Raw genomic sequence first — 18,738 nt, forward strand, 5'->3', positions numbered from 1 at the left:
CGTGGCGCAGGCGGCGCAACAGGCGCTGACGGGCAGCGGCCTGGCCCTGGCGCAGACACCGAGCGGCACGCTGACGGTGGTGGCGTCCGGCGCCAACGCGGCCTCGCCCGCCACCGCCGAAGCCGGCGCCACGCTGGCCGAAGTGCGCGTGACCGCACAGGCCGACCGCACGGGCACCACCGAAGGCACGGGCCTGTACACGGCCCGCGGCCCGAGCAGCGCGGCCACCGGCCTCGGGCTGAGCCTGAAAGACACGCCGCAGTCGATCAGCGTCATGACGCAGCAGCGGCTGGAAGACGAGAACCTCACCACCATCAACCAGGTGCTGGCGCGCACGCCGGGCCTGTCGACCTCGGTGCTGGGCACCGAGCGCACGAGCGCCAGCGCGCGGGGCTACCCGATCACCAACTACCAGCTCGACGGCATCAGCACGCACAGCGAGTTCCTGGGCCTGGACGCGCTGCCCACGCAGAGCATTGCCGACATGGCGCTGTACGACCGCATCGAAGTGCTGCGCGGCGCCTCGGGCCTGACCACGGGCGCGGGCGACCCGTCGGGCATCATCAACATGGTGCGCAAGAAGCCCACCGCTGCGTTCCAGGGGCTGGCGGAGGCCAGCATCGGCTCGTGGGGCAACCGGCGCGGCATGATCGACATTTCGACGCCGCTGAATGCATCGGGCAGCGTGCGCGGCCGGGTGGTGGGCGTGCACGAAGAGGGCAACAGCTACATCGACCACTACCGCAAGAAGAAGGACGTGATCTACGGCGTGATCGAGGCCGACCTGACTTCTTCGCTCAAGCTCACCGCGGGCGTCGACCACCAGAAGAACCGCTCGCGCGGATCGCTCTCCTACCTGGGGTATCCGCTGTTCAACAGCAGCGGCGAGCAGACCGATTTTCCGGTGTCGTTCAATGGCGGGAGTCGCAACAACCGCTTCAACACCAACTCGACCAGCAGCTTCCTCACGCTGGAGCAGTCGCTCGCGAATGACTGGAAGCTCAAGCTCTCGGCCAACTACCTGCGCTCCACGCAGCGCGAAGACTCGGTCTACCTGGCAGTCAACAGCAGCCTGTTCGACAAGTTCACCGGCGACGGGCTTCGCCTGAACACCGACCGGCGCGACTACGACCTGCGCAACAAGACCATCGACCTGAAGCTCGCGGGCCCCTTCAGCCTGTTCGGCCGCCAGCACGAGGCCATGGTCGGCGTCGACTACACCGACTTCCGCAGCCTGACCAACGGCAGCTTCGACATCAGCGGCCTGCGCGACGCGCCCGTCAACATCTACCGCTGGGACAACAGCGGCAGCCCCGTGTTCGGCGAGCGCTTCGTGACCTTCGACAGCACGCGCCGGCAAAAGAGCCTCTACGGCGCCGGGCGGTTCCAACTGAGCGACCGGTTCAAGCTCGTGGTGGGCGGCAAGCTGATGAACTACGAGAGCAACTACATCACCAGGACCACCGCGGGCTACAACACGAGCTCGCTCGTGTCCGAGCGCAGCGTGTTCACGCCGTATGCCGGGCTGCTCTACGACCTGGACGAGAACCACACGCTCTACACGAGCTTCGCGACCATCTACAACCCGCAGAACTCGATCGACCGCTACGGCACGCAGCTCGACCCGCAAAAGGGCGACACCTACGAGGCCGGCATCAAGAGCAGCTTCCTGGACGGCCGCGTGACGAGCAGCGCGGCCATCTACCAGATCAAGCAGGACAACGTCGCGGAGGCCGACACGGGCTACTTCGTGCCAGGCACCACCAACACGGCCTCGCGCGCGATCAAGGGCGCCAAGACCCAGGGCCTGGACCTGGAGCTGAACGGCACGCTGGCGCGCGGCTGGAACGTGGCCGCGTCGTACAACTACAGCAGCTCGAAGGACGCGACCGGCCAGCGCATCAACACCACCTTCCCGCGCCAGATGGCCCGCATCTGGACCACCTACCGCCTGCCGGGCGACTGGCACCGGCTCACGCTGGGCGGCGGCATCGACTGGAACGGCGGCATCCACTACACGGGCGAGGCCTGGCAGATCGGGCGCACCGTCACCGCGCGCCAGGGCGCCTACGCCGTGGCCGGCCTGATGGCGCGCTACGACGCGAGCGACCGGCTGTCGCTCACGCTCAACGTGCAGAACCTGTTCGACCGCAAGTACATCGCGTCGATGTCGGGCTGGTGGTATTCGGGCACCTACGGCGCGCCGCGCAACGTGCAGCTGACGGCGCGCTACAAGTTCTGAGCTTGTGACGCCGGGGGCGATGGATTGTCAGATGCCGGCGCGTGACTGCTCGGCATCGGAGACCCACAACCCCGCAGCCCTTTCCGTCTCGCCCTTGCGGTCCAGGGGCAGCCAGAGCGTGAAGCGGGTTCCCCCGCTGCCGGACTCCCAGGTCACCGTCGCGCCGATGGCCGCCGCGCGCCGCTGCTGGTTGCGCAGCCCGCGGCCGCCCCGGTGCAAGGCCTCGTTCACGTCGAAGCCCGCGCCGTTGTCCTCGATCACCACGCGCACGCCCTGGTCGACCGTGGCGGTGCTGAAGCCGATGGTGGTGGCCCGCGTGTGGCGCAGCACGTTGGCCACGCACTCCTGCACGATGCGCAGGATGTGCAGCGCGCTGTCCGCGTCCAGCCAGGACAGCGCGGGCACCGGCTGCACCTCCCAGCGCAGCGCGACGCCGGCGCTCTCGATGCGCGGCGCCAGCCGGAAGCGCAGGGTCGCGAGCAGCAGCAGCAGGTCGCGTCCACGCTCTCCATGGAGTCGATCACCAGCTTCAGGTCTTCCATGCAGCCCTTGAGCACGCTGGAAATCTCGGCCTCGTTCATGGTGCCGCGCTCCACCGAACGGATGGCGCTGATCAGCGACGAGCCCAGGCCGTCGTGCATGTCCTGCATCAGGCGGCGGCGCTCGGCGTTGAGCATGTTCTGGTTCTCGATCACGCGCAGCCGCTGGTAGCTTTGCTCCAGCTCGGCCTCGCGCGAACGCAGGCGTTGCGCCAGGCCCATGTTCAGCCGGCCCACCTCGGCGAACGCGCCGGTGTAGCGCTGGAACATGATGTACGAGAAGACGAAGAACAGGCCGATGATGGCGTAGGGCGAGGTGTACACGCTCTCGGGGCTGATCAGGTTGTTCTGCAGCAGCCCGTCGTACGAGGTGAACAGCACGGCGAACACCGTCCAGCCCGCCACCAGCCGCCCCTCGGGCAGTTGCGCTCGCAAGGCCTTGCGCAGGTTCACCGCGAAGATCAGCACCGCGATGGGCAGCACCATCAGGTTGAGCAGCGGCGTGAACAGGGGCAGGCTCACGATCGTCGTCGACACATGGGGCAGCGTGGCGATGCTGCAGGCCACCACCAGCGCCAACGACACCCGGGTCAGCCACACCGAGGGCTGCTGGTGCAGGCGCTGCAGGAACAGGTGAATGCCGATGATCAGCCACAGCAGGCTGGCCACGGTCATCCATTCGAACCATTCATCCGAAATCGGCAGGTAGTTCCCGCCCACGTAGTAGTGCAGCATCCGCAGGAAAGCGAGCGCCGAGATGGCGAAGAACAGCAGGTACAGCGTCTCGCGGCGCCGGCCCATCCACACCGCGAACGCGAAAGTGCCCACCGCCAGGAACGCGGCGCCGCCCATGAACGGCACCTCTACCTGCAGCAACTGGCGCACCTGGTAGCGCCAGCCCAGCGAGGCCTGGTCGCCCACCCACACCGTCGAGAACCCGCTTCCGCTGCTGCGCAGGCGGTCCACCCGAATGAGCACGGACGACGGGGAAGGCGCGTTGGCCATCGCGTTCAGCGGCAGCAACAGCGGGTGGTTGTAGCCGTTGTGAATCGGGCTGCCGTGCGACTGGTAGAGCAGCACGCCGTCGCCGTACACCGCGATGTGGCCCAGGGTCTTCCAGCGCGGGAGGTACAGAAGGCGTTGCCGCTTCAATGGCGGCAACTGGCTCAGGTCGATGCGGTACCAGTCGGTGACGGTTCGCACCCCGCCCATCGCGGTGGGGACCAGCTCGCGCCCGGCGGTGTACGGCAGGTCGACCGGCTTCCAGCCGTCGCTGGCGAGCCCGGCGTCTTCGGCGCGCTGCGGGGGCGCCGTGTAGCCCGTCGTACCGTAGACGGACTGCAGTTCGGCCCGGGTGATGTGTACTGCGCCATCGGGGGGTGGCGACGATGCCTCGTCGGCTGCCGACGGGGGTTCAGCGGCGTGTGCCGCGCAAAGCAGCGCGAGCAGTGCGAACAGCGCCAGGGCCAGGGCCAGCCAAAGCCTCGATGTCCACCAGCCGGTTCGCCAAGAACAGCCGTTGCCGTTCAGCCGCATGTCGCACGGTTCGAGATCCCGCGCTCGCCGGCGGACGCGGGGCTCTGCGTCCTCGCGACACGGATGCTTAGGCGGCCAAGGGCAACGGGTGACGCTTTCATCGGGTTGCAATTATGTCTTGGGCCAAATTTCCCAGCCAAACCCGGGAATACGTGAACGCACGCGCCGGGGTATCGACCGCCCCGCCGCGCAGACCAGCGACGCCACCGCCACACGCCCTCCCCTCATTTCTCTGCCATCATCTTTCGATGACCAACGCCCCCCATGAAGCCTTCAGCAGCGCCGACGCGGTCGCGCAGTACGCGCAGGGTCCGAAGCGGAACGTGCCGGGCTTCGGCGGGCTGCTGCCGATGACGCGCATCCTGCTGGCCGAGCATGTACCCCGGGACGGCCGCGTACTGGTGGTCGGCGCGGGCGGCGGGCTGGAGCTGGAAGACCTGGCGCTGGCCAACCCGGAATGGCAGATCGCCGGGGTCGACCCGAGCGCACCGATGCTGGAACTCGCTGCGCGCAGGCTGGGTCCGGCGCTGCGGCCGCGCGTGGCCCTGCACGAAGGCTACGTGCAGGACGCGCCGGCCGGCCCCTTCGACGGCGCCACGTGCCTGCTGACCTTTCACTTCGTGCCGCTCGAGCAGCGGCTGCCGACGGCCCGCGAGATCCATCGCCGGCTGAAGCCGGGCGCCCCTTTCGTCACCGCGCACTTCAGCGTGGAAGACGGCGAAGGCCAGCGCGAAGTCTGGATGAATCGCTACGCCGCATTTCTTGCCGCCTCGGGCACCGATCCGCTGCAGGCAGCCGCCACGCGGGAGAAAGTCGAGCAGGAACTGACGATCCTTTCGCCCTCGCAGGACGAGGCCATCCTGCGCGAAGCCGGGTTCAGCGACGTGCAGCTCTTCTATGCGGGGTTCACATTCAGGGGCTGGGTCGCCCGCGCGTGACCATGAGCGCGGCGGGCGGCAACTTGATGCCGCTCGCGGGGCGCCGCTAGAATCGCCCACGCGATCCCGTGCCCTCCGCATCGGGACGCTCCCCAAAAAATCCCACCCCAATCCCACCCATTGGTGCGGCCTATAAGTCAGCGAACCTCTCTTCATTCGCACCGTCGAATCGTCGACCGCGTGGGTCTCCCGGCACAGCCGGAGACAGGCGCGCGACGTTCCGCGCGGCCCCGCTGAACCGTTGCGTCGGTCCGGGCTCGCGCTCACCCCCTTGGCTTTGTCGTTCCGGCCCGCCGCGCATTGACGCGGCAACGAGCCCCGGACGCCGGATGCCGCCCGGATGGGGAACCGTTCGATCGATTGGACGTGCTGCGCTCCGGCTCCGGCAGGAAGTCGACGCGGGCGAAGCGCCGCCGCGACACCCTCGGGGCTTTCGGTTCACATCTTTCGATCGATCGGTCCATTCATGGCCTCCGTTTCCTCTGTCTCCCCTGTCTCCTCTCGCCTGCACGACGTCGTCATTGCCGGCGCCGGCCCTGTGGGCCTCTTCCTTGCCTGCGAACTCGCGCTGGCCGGGCTCGACGTGCTTGTTCTCGAACGCGCCGAACACCCCGAAGCACCGCTGAAGGTGCCGCCGCTCGGCACCCGCGGCCTGTCCGTCGCGACCGCCGAGGCGCTCTACCGTCGCGGGCTGCTCGAAGACCTGCAGGCCGCAACGGCTGCCGCACGGGGAGCCGCCACCGGCGCGCCCCGCAAGGCCCAGGCCGGCCACTTCGCGGGCATCGGCATCGACCCCGCCAGGATCGACCCGTCCGCCTGGCCCTACCGCCTGCCGAACCCGGCGTCGAGCAACTTCGCGGCCGACATGGGCTCGGTCGAGTCCGTGCTGGCGGCCAGGGCCCTTGCGCTGGGCGTAGAGATCCGGCGCGGGCTCGCGGTCACGGGCCTCGATGACGGCGGCGATGGAGTCGCTGTCCACGCCGGCGGGCATTCGGTCCGCGCGAAGTGGCTGGTCGGTTGCGACGGCGGCCGCAGCGCGGTGCGCAAGCTGGCCGACTTCGCCTTCCCGGGCACGGAGCCCGAGTTCACCGCGTACTCAGCGCTCGTGGACATCGCCGACCCCGAGAAGCTGCGTCCGGGCCGCAACGCGACACCCGCGGGCTTCTACATGAACGAGCCCGGCCGCATCGCCATCGCCGACTTCGACGGCGGGGCCTTCGACCGCTCGGAGGCGATCACCCTCGCGCATCTGCAATCGGTGCTTCGCCGGGTGTCGGGCACGGACGTCACGCTGTCGTCCATGCACCTGGCCACCAGCTTCACCGACCGGGCGCGGCTGGCGACGGCGTACCGCAAGGACCGTGTGCTGCTTGCCGGGGACGCCGCGCACATTCATTCCGCCCTGGGAGGCCAGGGCCTGAACGCAGGCTTGGGCGATGCGATGAATCTCGGCTGGAAGCTCGCGGCCACGGTCCACGGCACCGCGCCCGAAGGCCTGCTCGACAGCTACCACGCGGAGCGGCACCCGGTCGGCGAATGGGTGCTGGACTGGACGCGCGCGCAGGCCGCGATCATGCGGCCCGACGCCCATGCGCGCGCCCTCGAAGGCATCGTCCGCGACCTCATCGACACGCCGGACGGCGCCACCTACTTCGCCGGCCAGCTCTGGGGCATTTCGCTGCGCTACGACCTGGGCGACGGGCACACGCTGGCCGGCCGCAGCGCCCCCGACGTCGAATTCGATGACGGCAGCCGGCTCGCGCACTACCTGCGCGAAGGCACGGGTGTGCTGGTGGACTTCGACCGCTGCGAGCCCTTGCGGCGCGCCGTCGCTCCGTGGGGCGATCGAATCCGCTACGTGGCAGGCGGTGCCAAAGACCCGCTCGGGCTGGCGGCGATGCTGGTGCGCCCGGACGGCTTCGTCGCGTGGGCGTCCGACAAGACGCCAGCCCCCGGCGACATCGAGCCCGCGGCGACGCGGTGGTTCGGCTTGCCGGTGCCGGTGGCGCGATAGCTCGCCGCCGGCAACGCAAGCACGATTCAATTGATGATCTCTCCCATGCCCACGCGCACGCGCTCCCTGAGCTGCCGGATGTACTCCGGATCGAAGGGCTCCCAGGTATCCAGTTCGCCGACGATCCGCAGCGGCTCCCGGCTTCGGTACGAGCGCGTGGGGTTGCCCGGAAACTTCTTGTCGGTGACGTTGGGATCGTCCTCGCAGGCGCCCGTGGGTTCGACGATGTAGACGCGGCCACGGCCGTCGCCCTGCGCCATTTCGGCCGCCAGCCCGGCGCCCTTGGGCCAGGCGGTGAAGTAGATGTGGTTCATGACGACGCGGCCGTCATAGTTCGACCGGAAGCCGACCGTGAGCAGATCGCCCACCTGAAGGTCCGCCCGCGTGCCGTGGAAGTAGGGGCCGGCATCCAAGATAGCCATCGCGCATCGCTCCTGTGCACAAAGGAAAAGCCGCGGAGTCTACCCGTGGCGGCTTTCACGCAAGCCGTCTTGCGCGAGGCCCGATTCGGGCCAAGGTCCGCCGCACCGACAAGAGGCGGCAGCCAAGCGAAGAAGCCGCCCGAAGGCGGCTTCTCGTTAGGCGCAGGCTTCAGGCGCCGCGCTTCACCAACGAAGCTTCACGCCAAGACTTGCGTCGACGCTGCCCTCGGTGCGAACCCCGCCGCCGGAACTCCAGAGCTTGCCGACTTCAGCGTACAGGCTCACGCTGTCTGTCACCTGCAGCGTGGCGCCGCCCGCCAGTTCGGTGCTGGTGCCTCCGGTGCGCGTGGCGATGTCGGTGGCGCCGGCCGGGCCGATGAAGCGGGCAACGTCGGTGCCGCTGCTGCTGCGGTAGACGTTCACCCGAACGTACGGCTGCAGCAGGCCGGCGCCGGTGGAGACCTTGCCCTTGACCCGCACGCGGCGCGCGCCAGCCAGCCTTCATGGCTGTCCTGCCGCACGAAGGCGCCGGCAATGCTGGTGCCGTCGAGCGTCACGCGCTGGTGCACCAGCTGCAGTTGCGGCTCGATACGCCAGCTTTCCGCCAGGGGAAACGACTGCCCCACTTCGATGGACGCCAGCAGGCTGTCGCCCTTGCCGCCGCTGCCGAAGTTCAGCGCGGGCGACACGCTGTAGCGATGGCGCCCGCCCTGCAGCACGCCGTCGACATAGAGGCCGCTGTTGTTGTTCCAGTTGGCGTATGCGCCGATGTACTCGTTGCGCAGGTCGGTGGAGCCGACGCCCAGGTTCAGCAGGCCGCTGGCGAAACCGTTCACGCGCATGTCGCCGTCGAGCTTGCCGGCGTACACGCCCACGCGCCAGTTCGGATCGGCCCACAGGTCGGTGCCGGCCTGGAAGCCCGTGAGGCGGCCCTTGCTCGTGGGGCTGACGGTGCCGCCCTGCGAGATGGTGCGCTCGGTGCTGATGACACGGCCCCAGGCCTGGCGGTAGCTTGGCCCGAAGCAGCGGCGTTGGCCCCGCTCACGCCGTCGTCGCCCACGCGCTGGCGCAGGTTGGCCAGCATCGACAGGTTGGCCTGGCGCAATTGCTCGGGCAGCGCGGCATACAGCGGCACTTCGGCGCGGTAGGCCGGCACGACGACGGCCCCGGAGCCTGTGCCACCGGTGCCGCCTGTCCCTCCGCCAGCCGGCGGTGTCACCGGCACCGTCGAGCGCAGGTACCAGTTCTCACCCGCGCCGCTGGCATCGGCCGCGTACAGCCGGTACTCGTAGGCTCCGGCATCGACATGGCCGCCGGCCAGCGCAAAAGCGCTCTTGGTGGTCTGCGCGGTGGTCGTGGCGCCGTTGATCGCGCTGATGACCTCGATGCCGTTGCCGGTGGTCAGCGCGCCGAGGCCGTTGAGGTTGACGATCTGCACGTTGGTCGTGCCGCTGGCAATGGCCGTGGCGCCGCTGAGCACCAGGCGGTCGATCGCGCTGGCGCTGTCGCCCAGCACGGTACCCAGGCGCAGCGTGCCGCCGTTGCCGACCCAGGGACCGGCGACGGTCAGCGTGGTGCCGGGCGCGGCGCCCACGAGGCTCACCGTGCCGGCATTGGTCACCGATGCGAGGGTCTGGCTGTTGCCGGCCAGGTCCAGCGTCGCGCCCGAGGCCACGTTGAAGGCGCTGGCCTTGCTGAAGGTGTTGGCCGCGCCGGCACGCAGCGTGCCGGCACCCACCTGGGTGGCGCCGGTGTAGCTGCCGGTGCCCGAGAGCGTGAGCACGCCCGCGCCCGTCTTGGCGAGGCCGCCCGTGCCGGTGATGGCGCCGGCGTAGGCGCTGTCGCCAACCTGGTTGACGGTAAGCGTCTGGGCGTTCAGCGCCACGGTGCCGCCGCTGCCGGCCAAGCTGGAAGCCTGCAGATCCCAGCCGCCCAGGTCGAGCGTGCCGCCGTTGACGGTGTAGGCGGTGTTCTGGACGAAGGCACTGGCGCCGCCGGCCTTCAGCGTGCCGGCCTGCACGGTGGTGCCGCCGGTGTACGTGTTGGTGCCCGACAGCGTCGTGGTGCCGGCGCCCAGTTGCCGCACCGCCCCGCCGCCGCTGATGGCGCCGGTGAAGGCATAGGCGTCCTTGCGGTCGATGGCCAACGTGCCGTCGTTGGTGACGTTGCCGAAGACCGAGCCGGTGGCGCCGCCGTTGCCCAGTTGCAGCGTGCCCGAGGCGATGTGGGTGCCGCCGGTGTATGTGTTGGCGCCCGTCAGCACGGTCGTGCCGCTGCCGATCTGATTGACGACGGCATTTCCGCTGATCGGCACCGCGAACTCGTAGTTGCTCGCGTTGTGGTTGAAGTTCACCGTCGATGCACCGGCGGTAGCGCTGATGTCGCTTGCCGTCACGAGACCGGGTGCGACAGGGGCGCTGCCCACCGGAGCGCCGATGTTCAGCGTCGACACGCCGGTCGCTGAAGAGGCCAGGGAGAGCGTGTTGGTCCCGCTGCTGCCCGATGTAAGCCGGGCTCCGTCGGCCACGGTGACCGTCGCCGCCCCTGCACCGCCGATCGACAGATTGTTGTTGATGCTGCCGAAGACAGACCCTGTGCCGGTCACAGTCGCCGTGAAGACCTCGCCCGCCCGCAGGCCCACCTGCACGGTGTTGGCCCCCACGAAGCCGCCAGCGGAAACTTCCAGCGTGCCGTTGTGGTGGTAGTAGCCGCCGACCGGATTCAAGATGGAGCCGGCGCCGCTCACCACCACGTTCGTGACACCCCCGTTCCCCGCGCCGTTGCCGCCCCCCAGGTTGGCGTTGGTCCCGAGCGCGATGGTTCCGCCGCCCGTTACATTGATCGCGGTCTGGCCTGTACCCGAGTTCAGGTTGGCAGCCGACACCGAAGCGCCGCTCCCCACGTTGATGGTGGCGTTCCCCGCGCCGGTGGCGAGGTTGCCCGTGAACACCGCGGAAGCGCCGTCCAGAACGCCGAGCGTGCCCTGGCCCGCCCCTATCGTCAGCGACGCGCCCGACAACTTGGCATTGGCACCCTGGGAGATCACGCTCCCGATCGTGTTGGCCACAGTCCCCACCTGGATGGCGGTGCTTGATAGGTCGCACCGGCCTGGATGTCCAGCGATGCGCCGGCCGCAGACCCGATCGTGGTGGTGCGGGTAGCCGTGTCCACCGTCACATTCGCCTTGATCTGCGGAAGCTGCGTCGTGACCGTGATGGGCGCGGTGAAGGTGATGGTGGACGTCGGGTCCGCACTGGCGTTGGCCGCGTTGATGGCCGTGATCAGGTCGGCCTCGGTGGTAGCCGTGAAGGATGCCGCCTGTGCCATCCCGCAAGCGATCAGCGCCGCGCCCGCGACGATCGTGTGCGCAAATCGCACGCCGCCCGCGCGCGATGCCCGCACGTTTTCCTCCGCCGCCACGCTGGCCTCAAGCCCCGCGTTCCGCACTGTCCTGTAACTCCGGTTCATTACTCACTCCGTCTTGAAATTTGAGGGATGCCCCTCGGGATCGAGAGTGATGCTACCGGCTGAAACAACATGTCACATCGTGATGGAACATGATTTCAGAACGGAAAAAACAGCGGCCGAAAAAAATGAAACCGTTGGCGTTACCCAGCGGCATATTTCGTGTGGGCTGAGGGCAACAGCGCGCGACCCGACGCGCACCGCGCCACGGCGATGCGGCTGGACTTCGCCACTGATCTTCTTGAAGATCTGGGTGCTCCGCGGCACGCGAAATCCATCGCCGCCCTCCTTCGTGCCTCCCCCACTTCCCGCACAAGCCCGACAGACATGAAGCCATTTCCCTTCGCCGTGCGCGCCGGCGACGTGCTGCGCAGCAGCCCCTTTCACGTGTACGTCGCCCCCTTCGGCATCCTGTCGCTGGCCGTCTGGGGCCTGTGGTGCATCGCGCTGTGCGCTCCCGTCATCGGCTGGATCCGCAAACGCGAACTGATGGTGGAACAGGTGGCCGGCTGGAACGGTGCCACCTGGGCGGCGATCGTCGGCGTGCCCCTGGGCGTGCTCGCGTGCCAGGTCCTGCTGCGGCTGTGGCTGCGAGGTCGCCGCATCGAAGTGTTCGCAGACCGCGTGCGCATCCGCGGCGCGCTGGCCGATAGCGAAGTGCCGATTCAAGGCGTGATCGCAGTGACCCAGCACTACGACATGCGCGCGCTGAGTTCATCCCTGCGGCTTCGATATCACGCCGAGACACGGGTGCGAAAGATCTCGGGCTGGCTCATCAGCTCGCGCGAGTTGGAGGCGCTGGGCAGCTACATCGTGGCGCGCAATCGAGCCCTGCAGCCGACCATGCATGGTGAACTGCACTGAGGGTGGGGGGTGCTGGGGGATGGTGCGGTCCTGATTCGGCTTCGCGGCAGCCGTGCAATCAACGGCAATGACACACCATTGACCCGTCTCTGGAACCTGTCATTTCCTTGGGGTAGACACGGGCCATCACGCCCTCCTTGCCCTGCAGTGCGCAAGAGTCATGACACCTTTTTCCCGGTGAGCCGAACCACTCGATTCCGTAGAGGCTGACGAGGACACCCGCACCGCCGAACGCGACGATGACAAAGGCCGCCAATAGACCACGGGAAATGCGGAATCTCTTGTTCGACTGTTGTTGCAAGGATTTGACTCCATGATCTTGGGCTGCAAGCGCTCGCCTGTCGCGCTGTGTCGGTGGTGGCTCATGACCAGTCCAGTCGCCTGCCATTGGCGCAGATGCGCCCTATCGCGGACGTGATCTTTCCGAAAGCGGGCGCTTGAAGTGAATATATGCAACGGGCCCGAAGTGGACGTTGACGCTCGCACAAAGCAGTCGCTCAATGACTGCGACAAACAGGGGCGCTACCTCTCAGCCCAGAACCCCCGTTTGAAGGGTTCGAAGTTCAAGGCGTCCAGCCGAGATACCTCCAGTTGTTGCATAAGCGCGCAGTACGCATCGATGACTCTCTCCTGAGCATCCTCCTCTACAGGGCCAAACGGGATGCGGTTTTTTGAGCCCAAGCCGTAGACGAAATCGATCTGCCCTCCCCAACAATCGTAGGTCAGGTAGAGCCATGCATCGCTTCTGCTCAGGCCGAGTCTTTCAGCCGCGGCAGACACCTCCCCTGCGCTTGGTGATTTGCCCAAAAAGTCAGGGAGACGAACACCCGTTCCGGTGAAGGGTTTTGAAATCTCTCGCCAGGCAGCCCCCTCTGGAAGAGACCCGGGACACTCGATACGTTGTGCGACGAGGAATCCAGCGAATCGGTAAGTCATAAATTGTTCCTGGCTCCCATCGCGCCCATGCTCCAGATCAAGGGGGCCCCATCCAACCGGGACCGCTCTTGGCCGAGTCCAGCCGACCGCCATCGTCGCACATGCCCATGGCGAACATCGGGCCGTCCCGAACGAAAGCGGCCACTCAAAGTGAATATCTGGAACGGGCCCGTTGCTGGAATCGGTATCTGCCGAGTCGCGACGAAGAGCCAGACGTTCAGGCACACGATCCGCACCCCGTGCACCAGCGCTCTAGCCGATCTCGATGATGAGCCCCGAGCGCTGAGTGAGCGCGCTCGCCAATGCATTCTTCACCACAGCCAGAGCTTTCAGATCAACTTCTTCCGGTATTGGACCGACTGCGAAGGCTTCGTCAAGAAGGCGCACTTCGTCCAAAGACCAATACGAGAGGTGATACACACCGTCCCCCGACACATAAGGCAAGAGGCTCGAATCGCGGGCGACGGCGCGCCCCGAGAACACGAAATTCCAAAGTTCGAAGGCGACACCGAGAGCGGCGGCATGGTTGCCGGAACCAAGCATTCCTCTGGAACACGGCGCCCTCAGCAGCGATTGCTCGGCTGATCGTTTGACGTCCCCGCGCTTCATATCGCAGAACATGCCGAAATACGCGTCCATCAAACGGTCGACCGCAGCAGCCTCAGGTGCCGTCAACGCGTGCAATGCCGTGCGACCGTTGGCCTGAACGGTCTGCAAGAGTGGGTAGACAGCCGGGTCTACATCGTCTGGAAAGGCGGCCATGATCTCGAGAAGCCAAGAATCGAATTCTTCAAGCGGTCCAGAGAGAAACTCATCCGCCAGGCCGGCGGGATGGCAATGCCAAAACTGTGCGTAGATTCCCATGATTGACTAGGCTAACCTGAAAGCTGTCTATCGCGACGGGCAGCTTGTGGCCGACTCTGGCCGCTCGCCTGCCCAGCGCAAAGCCCCCTCGCCGGGTCACTCATCGATAGATACCCACGCGTTCGAAGCGCGCCATCGTGGTCGTCAACGTCAGCGTATCGGTGGCCGAGCTGCACGCTACGTCCGCGACCTGGGCGCCCTGGCTGTTGACGACATCAATATGGGTTGCACCTGCCAGCGGCTCATAGATGGCGTATTCGTACCCGGCATTCGAGAAACTGAACATGACGCCCTTCGCTTGCAAGGCAAGGCGAAAGTTTCCCTTCGGATGCGCCAGTCGTTCGGGGAACAGAAATTCCGTCTTCGAGGCTGTGCCAGCGCGGTACTGCATGTAGCCCGTCTTCGCTTCAAGGTCCTTGGACGCGCACAGAGAATAGATTTTCTTCTTCGCCGCGCAAGACCACTCGGTGGTTTCACTCGATGTGCACAGGCTTGGTTGAGCCATGGCGCTCAAATGAAAAAAGAGAGTTGCGGCAAACAGGCAGGTAGATAAATTTCGCATCGCTTCAATCCGATGAATGTTTGATGGAGAACGGAGGAGCGGAGATCAGCAACCTCTGCGCCGTCCGGCAAAACAGCCGTGATGTTTTGCCGAGCTTCGCGAGCGACCGCTTGTATGGCCGACTGTAGCCCTCGGCACAGCAGGCGCAAGGGCGAAAACTTGGGCGGTCACTCGTTTTCTGACGACGTCGAAAAGTCTCCACCCAGCAACAAGCAGTGCGTCCCAATCGACCTCTTCGCAGGAATATCAGGCCTCGAAGGCGCCCGGCGTCAACGCTCCGCGTCCCGCTCCCGGCAACTCAAGGTCGCATACCTGGCAGCAGGCAGCACGACCTTGACGCCCACGTCGCGCAGCGTCCGTTGAAGATCGACCTTGTCGGTGAAGGTGCATTTGTTCTGGCGTGCAAAAGCCTCCAGGTTGTCCGCGCGGCCATTCACTTTCACCGACAAGCCCGCTCCCGGACTGACACAGCACCCCACATACTGGGCCATGTACTCTTCCTCGATGACCACCAGCTCGTGACCCATGAAGCTCGCGGGTTTGCGGAGCAAGTAGTAGTCGGTGTAGTCGCTGCGCTGAGTCGGCTTCTTGCCGACCAGCCCGGCCTGCATGTAGGCCTGAATAGCCTTGCCCGAGGTCCCTGTTCTTTGGACGGAGCCATTCTTCAGCCGCAACGCAGTGGCCAGCCCGCCTCCAGATTTTTTTCCTGCTCGGCCGAGACGTGCAGGGTGGTTAGCGCGAGAAGACCGAGGACCAGAGCCCGCAGGCCCGTCGACACTCTATTCATGGGAAGCTCTCATTGGCTGGGTAGGAGGCAAGGTTGAAGTTCAGGTTGTGATCGAGCTCTGCGATGCGCCCACGCCACCCCGCCCTCTTCACTCCCGAACCAATCGAAAGTATCGCCAAACTCCCCAAACCGCCCCGACAGCGATCCCGATGCCCACGCTCCACCCCACCGAAAGCCCCACGCCGTGCGTCAGCAGCAGCATCAACCCGACGCACACCAGCGCGATGAAAGTCATGGTGACGAAGTCGAAGCGCGCCACCTCGAACGCGTCCTCGGCGACGCTGCGGTCGCGGCGTCCGTGCTTGCGGCGCAGGCCTCTGAACAAGAAGACATCGAGAACGAAATCGAAGATGCCGACGAAAAGATCGGCCAGGATGCTCCACATGGGGTGCTCCAATTCGCAGTGACACCCTGGGTTGTTGCTGTTCTCATGATGATCCGGCAAGGGCGGAGTGGCGGATCATGCTGAAATGTTAGCGCGTCCGCGGCAACGCTCGCCGAGCCGCCGGGCCTCACACATCCATCTCCCATGCCCCAGATCCATCTCATAGAAGGCCCCGTCGGCGCAGGCAAATCGACCTACGCCATCGCGCTCGCCCACAAGACCGGCGGCGTCCACATCGCGCTGGACGAATGGTTCGCCACCCTCTTCAGTCCCGACCGCCCCATTGGCGATTTCATTCCCTGGTACATCGCGCGCAAGGACCGCCTGCTCGACCTGATCTGGCGACACGCGCAGCGCGTGCTGGCGTCGGGAACCGACGTGATCCTCGAGCTGGGCCTCATCCAGCGCCAGGGCCGCGCCGAGTTCTGCCGCCACGTGCAGGCCGACGGCTTCGAGCCGACGCTCCACGTGCTGGACGCACCCATCGACGTGCGCCGCGAGCGCGTGCGGCGCCGGAACGAAGAGAAGGGCTCGACCTTCTCCATGGTCGTGCCGGACCACGTGTTCGACCTGGCAAGCAAGCTCTGGGAGGCACCCGACGAGATCGAGTGCGACGAATACGAGGTCCGCTTCGTCGCGTCGCAATAGCTGCGAAGACGCCGACGCTCAGCCCCCCACGTCCTCGTGCCCCCTCCAGGTCGGCGCCATCGCCTTGCGCGCCGCATTGAGCTCCGCCATCGAGATGTGCAGGTCCGCCATGGTCTGCACCAGCAGTTCCAGCAGCGCGGCGCGTTGCCGCAGGCGCACGGTCTCGGCGCGGCGCGCGCGCTGGGCCTGCCGCGCGGCGGCCTGGATGGCCCGGCCGGTCGGCGAATCGTGAAGGTCCGCCGCCGGATGGCCGGATGCTGCGCTCGCTGGCATCGCGCGAATCACGCAGCGGCGGACGCGCCCTGGGCACCGGCGACATCACCGGCTTCGGCATTCGCCGCGTCGCCGCGCGTCTCGGCGGCGGGGCCGTAGTTGCGCAGGTGCAGGAAGAACTCGCCCATCATCTGCATCCACAGGCGCACGGCAAAGGCCAGGTACGCGGGGCTCACGCCGCCGGCCACGACCACGTCCATCTCCAGCACGACGAAGTCGCCGTGCTGTGCCACGCGCGCGAAGCGCTTGGTGCGGTGCCACGACGACAGCACGGCTTCGGGCAGCGTGCCGCCCTGCACATGCAGCGGGCAGCTCAGGGTGAAGTCGGTGTACTGGGTGGTGGTGACGGGGTTGCCCCACAGCACCTGGAAGCCGATGCCGTGGCTGGCGCTGTGCAGGCGCACCACGCCGTCCTGCTCGATGGTGGTGACAGCGCCGCCGGCGGCCTTGATGGCGTCCGACACCTGCTCGGGCGTGACGGCGTCCAGCAGGTCGTTGATGTTTGCCGCGCCGGCGATGTCGGCGGCTTCGGTGGCGGAGGTGGTGATGCTTGCGGTGGTGTCGTTCATGGTGACCCTGTGAATGTTGTTGGTGGTGATGGTGATCAGTTGGTCTTCTTGAGCGCGGCGTCCAGCGCCGCGGCATCGATGCTCAGGTTGGTGGCCGGCGCGACCTGCGCGAGGTAGGCCTGCACCAGCTGCTGCTGCCGCTGCTGACGCAAGGCGGCCTGCAGTTGCGGCGTCATTTCTTCGAGCGTGGCGGTGCGCGCGGGCGTGACGTCGAGCAGCTTCACCACATGAAGCCGGCCTCGGCCTGCACGGGCTCGCTCACCTGCCCCGGCTTGAGCTTGGCGACGGTGTCGCGCAGCTCCGGAAGAATGCGCGCGAGCGGCAGGGTGTCGACCTCGCCGCCGCGCTCGGCGGTGCGCTTGTCCTGCGAACTGGCGCGCGCCACGGCCGCGAAGTCGCCGGCGCGGGCCTGGCGGGCGAGCTTGCCCGCCTCTTCGCGCACCTTGGCCACGGCGCTCGCGCTGCGGTCGGGCGTGGCCAGGTAGATCTGCGCCACGCGGTAGGCGGCCGGCAGGTTGTAGCTGGTCTTGCCCTGCTCGTAGGCGGCCTTGACCTCGGCGTCCGACGGGTAGCCCGCGGGCACCTGGCTCACCGACTCCAGGTAGCTGGTGCTCACGACGCGCGAGGCGATCTCGCGCGTGGCGGCGTCGACCTTGGCCTTGCGTCGGCGCGGTCGGCCCAGCCCTTGGCGCGCGCGTCGCGCAGCACGGCTTCGCTCAGCAGGCGCTGGCGCAGCCAGCCGTCGAGCGTTGCGCGGTCGGCCTTGACGGCGGCGCGCTCGGCCTCGGGCAGCGACTGCAGCAACTTCGCGATTTCTTCCTGTCCCACGGTGACTTCTCCCAGACGGGCGACCACGGCGTTGCCGGGCGCGGGTGTCTGCGCGCCGGCCATGCCGATGGTCGACATCAACAGCACCAGCGCGGCGGAAGACGACTTGATGCGCTTCATTGCTTGTCTCCCGATGCGGGCGCGGCGGCGGCGGCCGGTGCGGCCGGCGCAGCGGGCGCCGGTGCATTCACCGCGCGCACGTCGAACTTGCCTTCGTACAGCTTGTCGCCGTACTGCTGCGCGATCTGCTCGAACTTCACGCGGCTCTGTGCGGCGAAGGGCTGGCGCGATGCCAGCACGCTGCCCAGGTCCACGGTCTCGTAGGCCTTCAGGATCTCCTGACCCACGGCATAGAGCTGCGCGTTCTTGGCCTCGCACTGCGCAATGGCGGTGCGGTGCGTCGCGGCCTCGTTGGCCAGGCGCTGGCGCTCGGCTTCGGAGGCGCGGGCCATCTTCAGCAGGTCGTCATAGGCGCCGCGGTACTGCGCGATCTGCGCGGTGGCCTTCTCGGTCGTGGCCTGCGCCTGCTGGCGCAATTGCTGGCTGCCGGCGCCGGCCTGCTCGCGCGCACGGCGCTCGGCCGACTGCTGCGACTGGCTCTGCGCCAGTTCCTTCTTGAGCGCCTCCAGCTCCGAAGGGCTCGCCGCCGCGCCGGCCGTCTTGGCGGGCGCCCCGGCGGGCTGCCCCGCCTTCAGCGCGGCCAGCTCGTTCTGCGCCTGCTGCAGTTGCGTGGTGGTGGCGCGCAGTTGCGCGCGCAGCCGCTCTTCCATGCTCTGGCCGCCCGGGGCCTGCTGTGCATGGGTCACGCCGGCCGTGGCGGCCAGGGTCGCCAGCAACAGGGCCGGGAAGATTTTTCTGGACACGGC

At 67.2% G+C, this 18,738-nt stretch carries 23 protein-coding genes and 1 pseudogene; 5 read left to right on the plus strand and 19 right to left on the minus strand.

From position 1 onward, the window contains the following. Window positions 1-2,242: TonB-dependent siderophore receptor (locus tag BMG07_RS27290; RefSeq protein ID WP_198087157.1), on the plus strand; the 2,242-nt coding region annotated here is incomplete at its 5' end. A gap of 27 nt (window positions 2,243-2,269) precedes the next feature. Here the strand turns inward: BMG07_RS27290 and BMG07_RS42875 are convergent. Both BMG07_RS42875 and BMG07_RS27295 read right to left on the minus strand, forming a co-directional pair. After that, the gene (locus BMG07_RS42875; protein WP_269759426.1) at window positions 2,270-2,581 is read right to left on the minus strand and encodes a sensor histidine kinase; all 312 of its coding nucleotides are present in this window, start codon (window positions 2,579-2,581) and stop codon (window positions 2,270-2,272) included. Continuing rightward, on the minus strand, window positions 2,500-4,317 hold the full coding sequence (locus BMG07_RS27295) for a 7TM-DISM domain-containing protein (protein ID WP_269759427.1): 1,818 nt from the start codon (window positions 4,315-4,317) through the stop codon (window positions 2,500-2,502). Before BMG07_RS27295 ends, BMG07_RS42875 begins: the two co-directional genes overlap by 82 nt. Before the next feature lie 248 nt (window positions 4,318-4,565). Here BMG07_RS27295 and BMG07_RS27300 point away from each other — a divergent pair, with 248 nt between their 5' ends. Further along, window positions 4,566-5,255, plus strand: coding sequence for a class I SAM-dependent methyltransferase (locus BMG07_RS27300; protein WP_269759428.1), 690 nt, complete (start codon window positions 4,566-4,568; stop codon window positions 5,253-5,255). A gap of 466 nt (window positions 5,256-5,721) precedes the next feature. After that, window positions 5,722-7,269: an FAD-dependent monooxygenase gene (locus BMG07_RS27305; RefSeq protein WP_198087158.1), complete on the plus strand. Its 1,548-nt coding sequence runs from the start codon at window positions 5,722-5,724 to the stop codon at window positions 7,267-7,269. A 26-nt stretch (window positions 7,270-7,295) separates the two neighbouring features. Here the strand turns inward: BMG07_RS27305 and arr are convergent, their stop codons facing one another. The 5 genes and pseudogenes from arr to BMG07_RS27330 form a co-directional block, all read right to left on the minus strand. After that, window positions 7,296-7,691, minus strand: coding sequence for an NAD(+)--rifampin ADP-ribosyltransferase (arr, locus tag BMG07_RS27310; protein WP_198087159.1), 396 nt, complete (start codon window positions 7,689-7,691; stop codon window positions 7,296-7,298). 183 nt (window positions 7,692-7,874) lie between these two features. Next, window positions 7,875-8,114, minus strand: a complete 240-nt coding sequence (locus BMG07_RS27315; protein WP_307867088.1) for a hypothetical protein — start codon at window positions 8,112-8,114, stop codon at window positions 7,875-7,877. After that, window positions 8,111-8,935, minus strand: a complete 825-nt coding sequence (locus BMG07_RS42880) for an autotransporter domain-containing protein (protein WP_269759433.1) — start codon at window positions 8,933-8,935, stop codon at window positions 8,111-8,113. The genes BMG07_RS27315 and BMG07_RS42880 overlap by 4 nt, the downstream gene beginning before the upstream one ends. A gap of 92 nt (window positions 8,936-9,027) precedes the next feature. Beyond that, window positions 9,028-10,767, minus strand: a pseudogene (locus BMG07_RS42885) (autotransporter-associated beta strand repeat-containing protein); the annotation flags it as partial. Further along, on the minus strand, window positions 10,734-11,159 hold the full coding sequence (locus tag BMG07_RS27330; RefSeq protein ID WP_198087163.1) for an ESPR-type extended signal peptide-containing protein: 426 nt from the start codon (window positions 11,157-11,159) through the stop codon (window positions 10,734-10,736). The gene BMG07_RS27330 and the pseudogene BMG07_RS42885, both read right to left, overlap by 34 nt. Window positions 11,160-11,483: 324 nt before the next feature. On the opposite strand from BMG07_RS27330, the gene BMG07_RS27335 reads away from it, so the two are divergent. Then, entirely contained in the window at window positions 11,484-12,020 is a 537-nt protein-coding gene (locus tag BMG07_RS27335) for a hypothetical protein (RefSeq protein WP_198087164.1), read from the plus strand. 58 nt (window positions 12,021-12,078) lie between these two features. Here the strand turns inward: BMG07_RS27335 and BMG07_RS27340 are convergent, their stop codons facing one another. The 6 genes from BMG07_RS27340 to BMG07_RS27365 form a co-directional block, all read right to left on the minus strand. Next, on the minus strand, window positions 12,079-12,321 hold the full coding sequence (locus BMG07_RS27340; protein WP_198087165.1) for a hypothetical protein: 243 nt from the start codon (window positions 12,319-12,321) through the stop codon (window positions 12,079-12,081). Window positions 12,322-12,542: 221 nt separating this feature from the next. Beyond that, the gene (locus BMG07_RS27345; RefSeq protein WP_198087166.1) at window positions 12,543-12,956 is read right to left on the minus strand and encodes a hypothetical protein; all 414 of its coding nucleotides are present in this window, start codon (window positions 12,954-12,956) and stop codon (window positions 12,543-12,545) included. Between the two features lie 252 nt (window positions 12,957-13,208). Next, on the minus strand, window positions 13,209-13,820 hold the full coding sequence (locus BMG07_RS27350; RefSeq protein WP_198087167.1) for a hypothetical protein: 612 nt from the start codon (window positions 13,818-13,820) through the stop codon (window positions 13,209-13,211). A 100-nt stretch (window positions 13,821-13,920) separates the two neighbouring features. Continuing rightward, entirely contained in the window at window positions 13,921-14,382 is a 462-nt protein-coding gene (locus tag BMG07_RS27355) for a hypothetical protein (RefSeq protein ID WP_198087168.1), read from the minus strand. A gap of 269 nt (window positions 14,383-14,651) precedes the next feature. Then, window positions 14,652-14,993, minus strand: coding sequence for a hypothetical protein (locus tag BMG07_RS27360; RefSeq protein ID WP_198087169.1), 342 nt, complete (start codon window positions 14,991-14,993; stop codon window positions 14,652-14,654). Between the two features lie 264 nt (window positions 14,994-15,257). Then, complete coding sequence (locus tag BMG07_RS27365; protein ID WP_198087170.1) at window positions 15,258-15,554, minus strand: hypothetical protein; 297 nt, start codon at window positions 15,552-15,554, stop codon at window positions 15,258-15,260. Between the two features lie 144 nt (window positions 15,555-15,698). Between BMG07_RS27365 and BMG07_RS27370 the strand changes: the two genes are divergently transcribed. After that, complete coding sequence (locus BMG07_RS27370; RefSeq protein WP_198087171.1) at window positions 15,699-16,202, plus strand: ATP-binding protein; 504 nt, start codon at window positions 15,699-15,701, stop codon at window positions 16,200-16,202. Window positions 16,203-16,220: 18 nt separating this feature from the next. On the opposite strand, the gene BMG07_RS27375 is transcribed toward BMG07_RS27370, so the two are convergent. From BMG07_RS27375 to BMG07_RS27390, 6 genes are read right to left on the minus strand one after another with little or no spacing between them, the layout of a single operon-like run. Further along, the gene (locus BMG07_RS27375) at window positions 16,221-16,475 is read right to left on the minus strand and encodes a hypothetical protein (protein WP_198087172.1); all 255 of its coding nucleotides are present in this window, start codon (window positions 16,473-16,475) and stop codon (window positions 16,221-16,223) included. An 8-nt stretch (window positions 16,476-16,483) separates the two neighbouring features. Beyond that, on the minus strand, window positions 16,484-17,044 hold the full coding sequence (locus BMG07_RS27380; protein ID WP_198087173.1) for a YbjN domain-containing protein: 561 nt from the start codon (window positions 17,042-17,044) through the stop codon (window positions 16,484-16,486). Window positions 17,045-17,079: 35 nt separating this feature from the next. After that, window positions 17,080-17,268 carry a hypothetical protein gene (locus BMG07_RS42890; RefSeq protein ID WP_269759429.1) on the minus strand — a complete coding sequence of 63 codons (189 nt, stop codon included), beginning with the start codon at window positions 17,266-17,268 and terminating at the stop codon, window positions 17,080-17,082. Next, window positions 17,265-17,660: a peptidylprolyl isomerase gene (locus BMG07_RS42895; protein WP_307867089.1), complete on the minus strand. Its 396-nt coding sequence runs from the start codon at window positions 17,658-17,660 to the stop codon at window positions 17,265-17,267. The genes BMG07_RS42890 and BMG07_RS42895 overlap by 4 nt, the downstream gene beginning before the upstream one ends. After that, window positions 17,657-17,992, minus strand: a complete 336-nt coding sequence (locus BMG07_RS42900; RefSeq protein ID WP_269759437.1) for a hypothetical protein — start codon at window positions 17,990-17,992, stop codon at window positions 17,657-17,659. The genes BMG07_RS42895 and BMG07_RS42900 overlap by 4 nt, the downstream gene beginning before the upstream one ends. Beyond that, window positions 17,989-18,735, minus strand: coding sequence for a hypothetical protein (locus BMG07_RS27390; protein ID WP_198087174.1), 747 nt, complete (start codon window positions 18,733-18,735; stop codon window positions 17,989-17,991). Before BMG07_RS27390 ends, BMG07_RS42900 begins: the two co-directional genes overlap by 4 nt. Window positions 18,736-18,738 lie beyond the last annotated feature (3 nt).

The sequence above is a fragment of the Variovorax sp. E3 genome, from assembly GCF_016082275.1.
Classification (GTDB): domain Bacteria; phylum Pseudomonadota; class Gammaproteobacteria; order Burkholderiales; family Burkholderiaceae_C; genus Variovorax.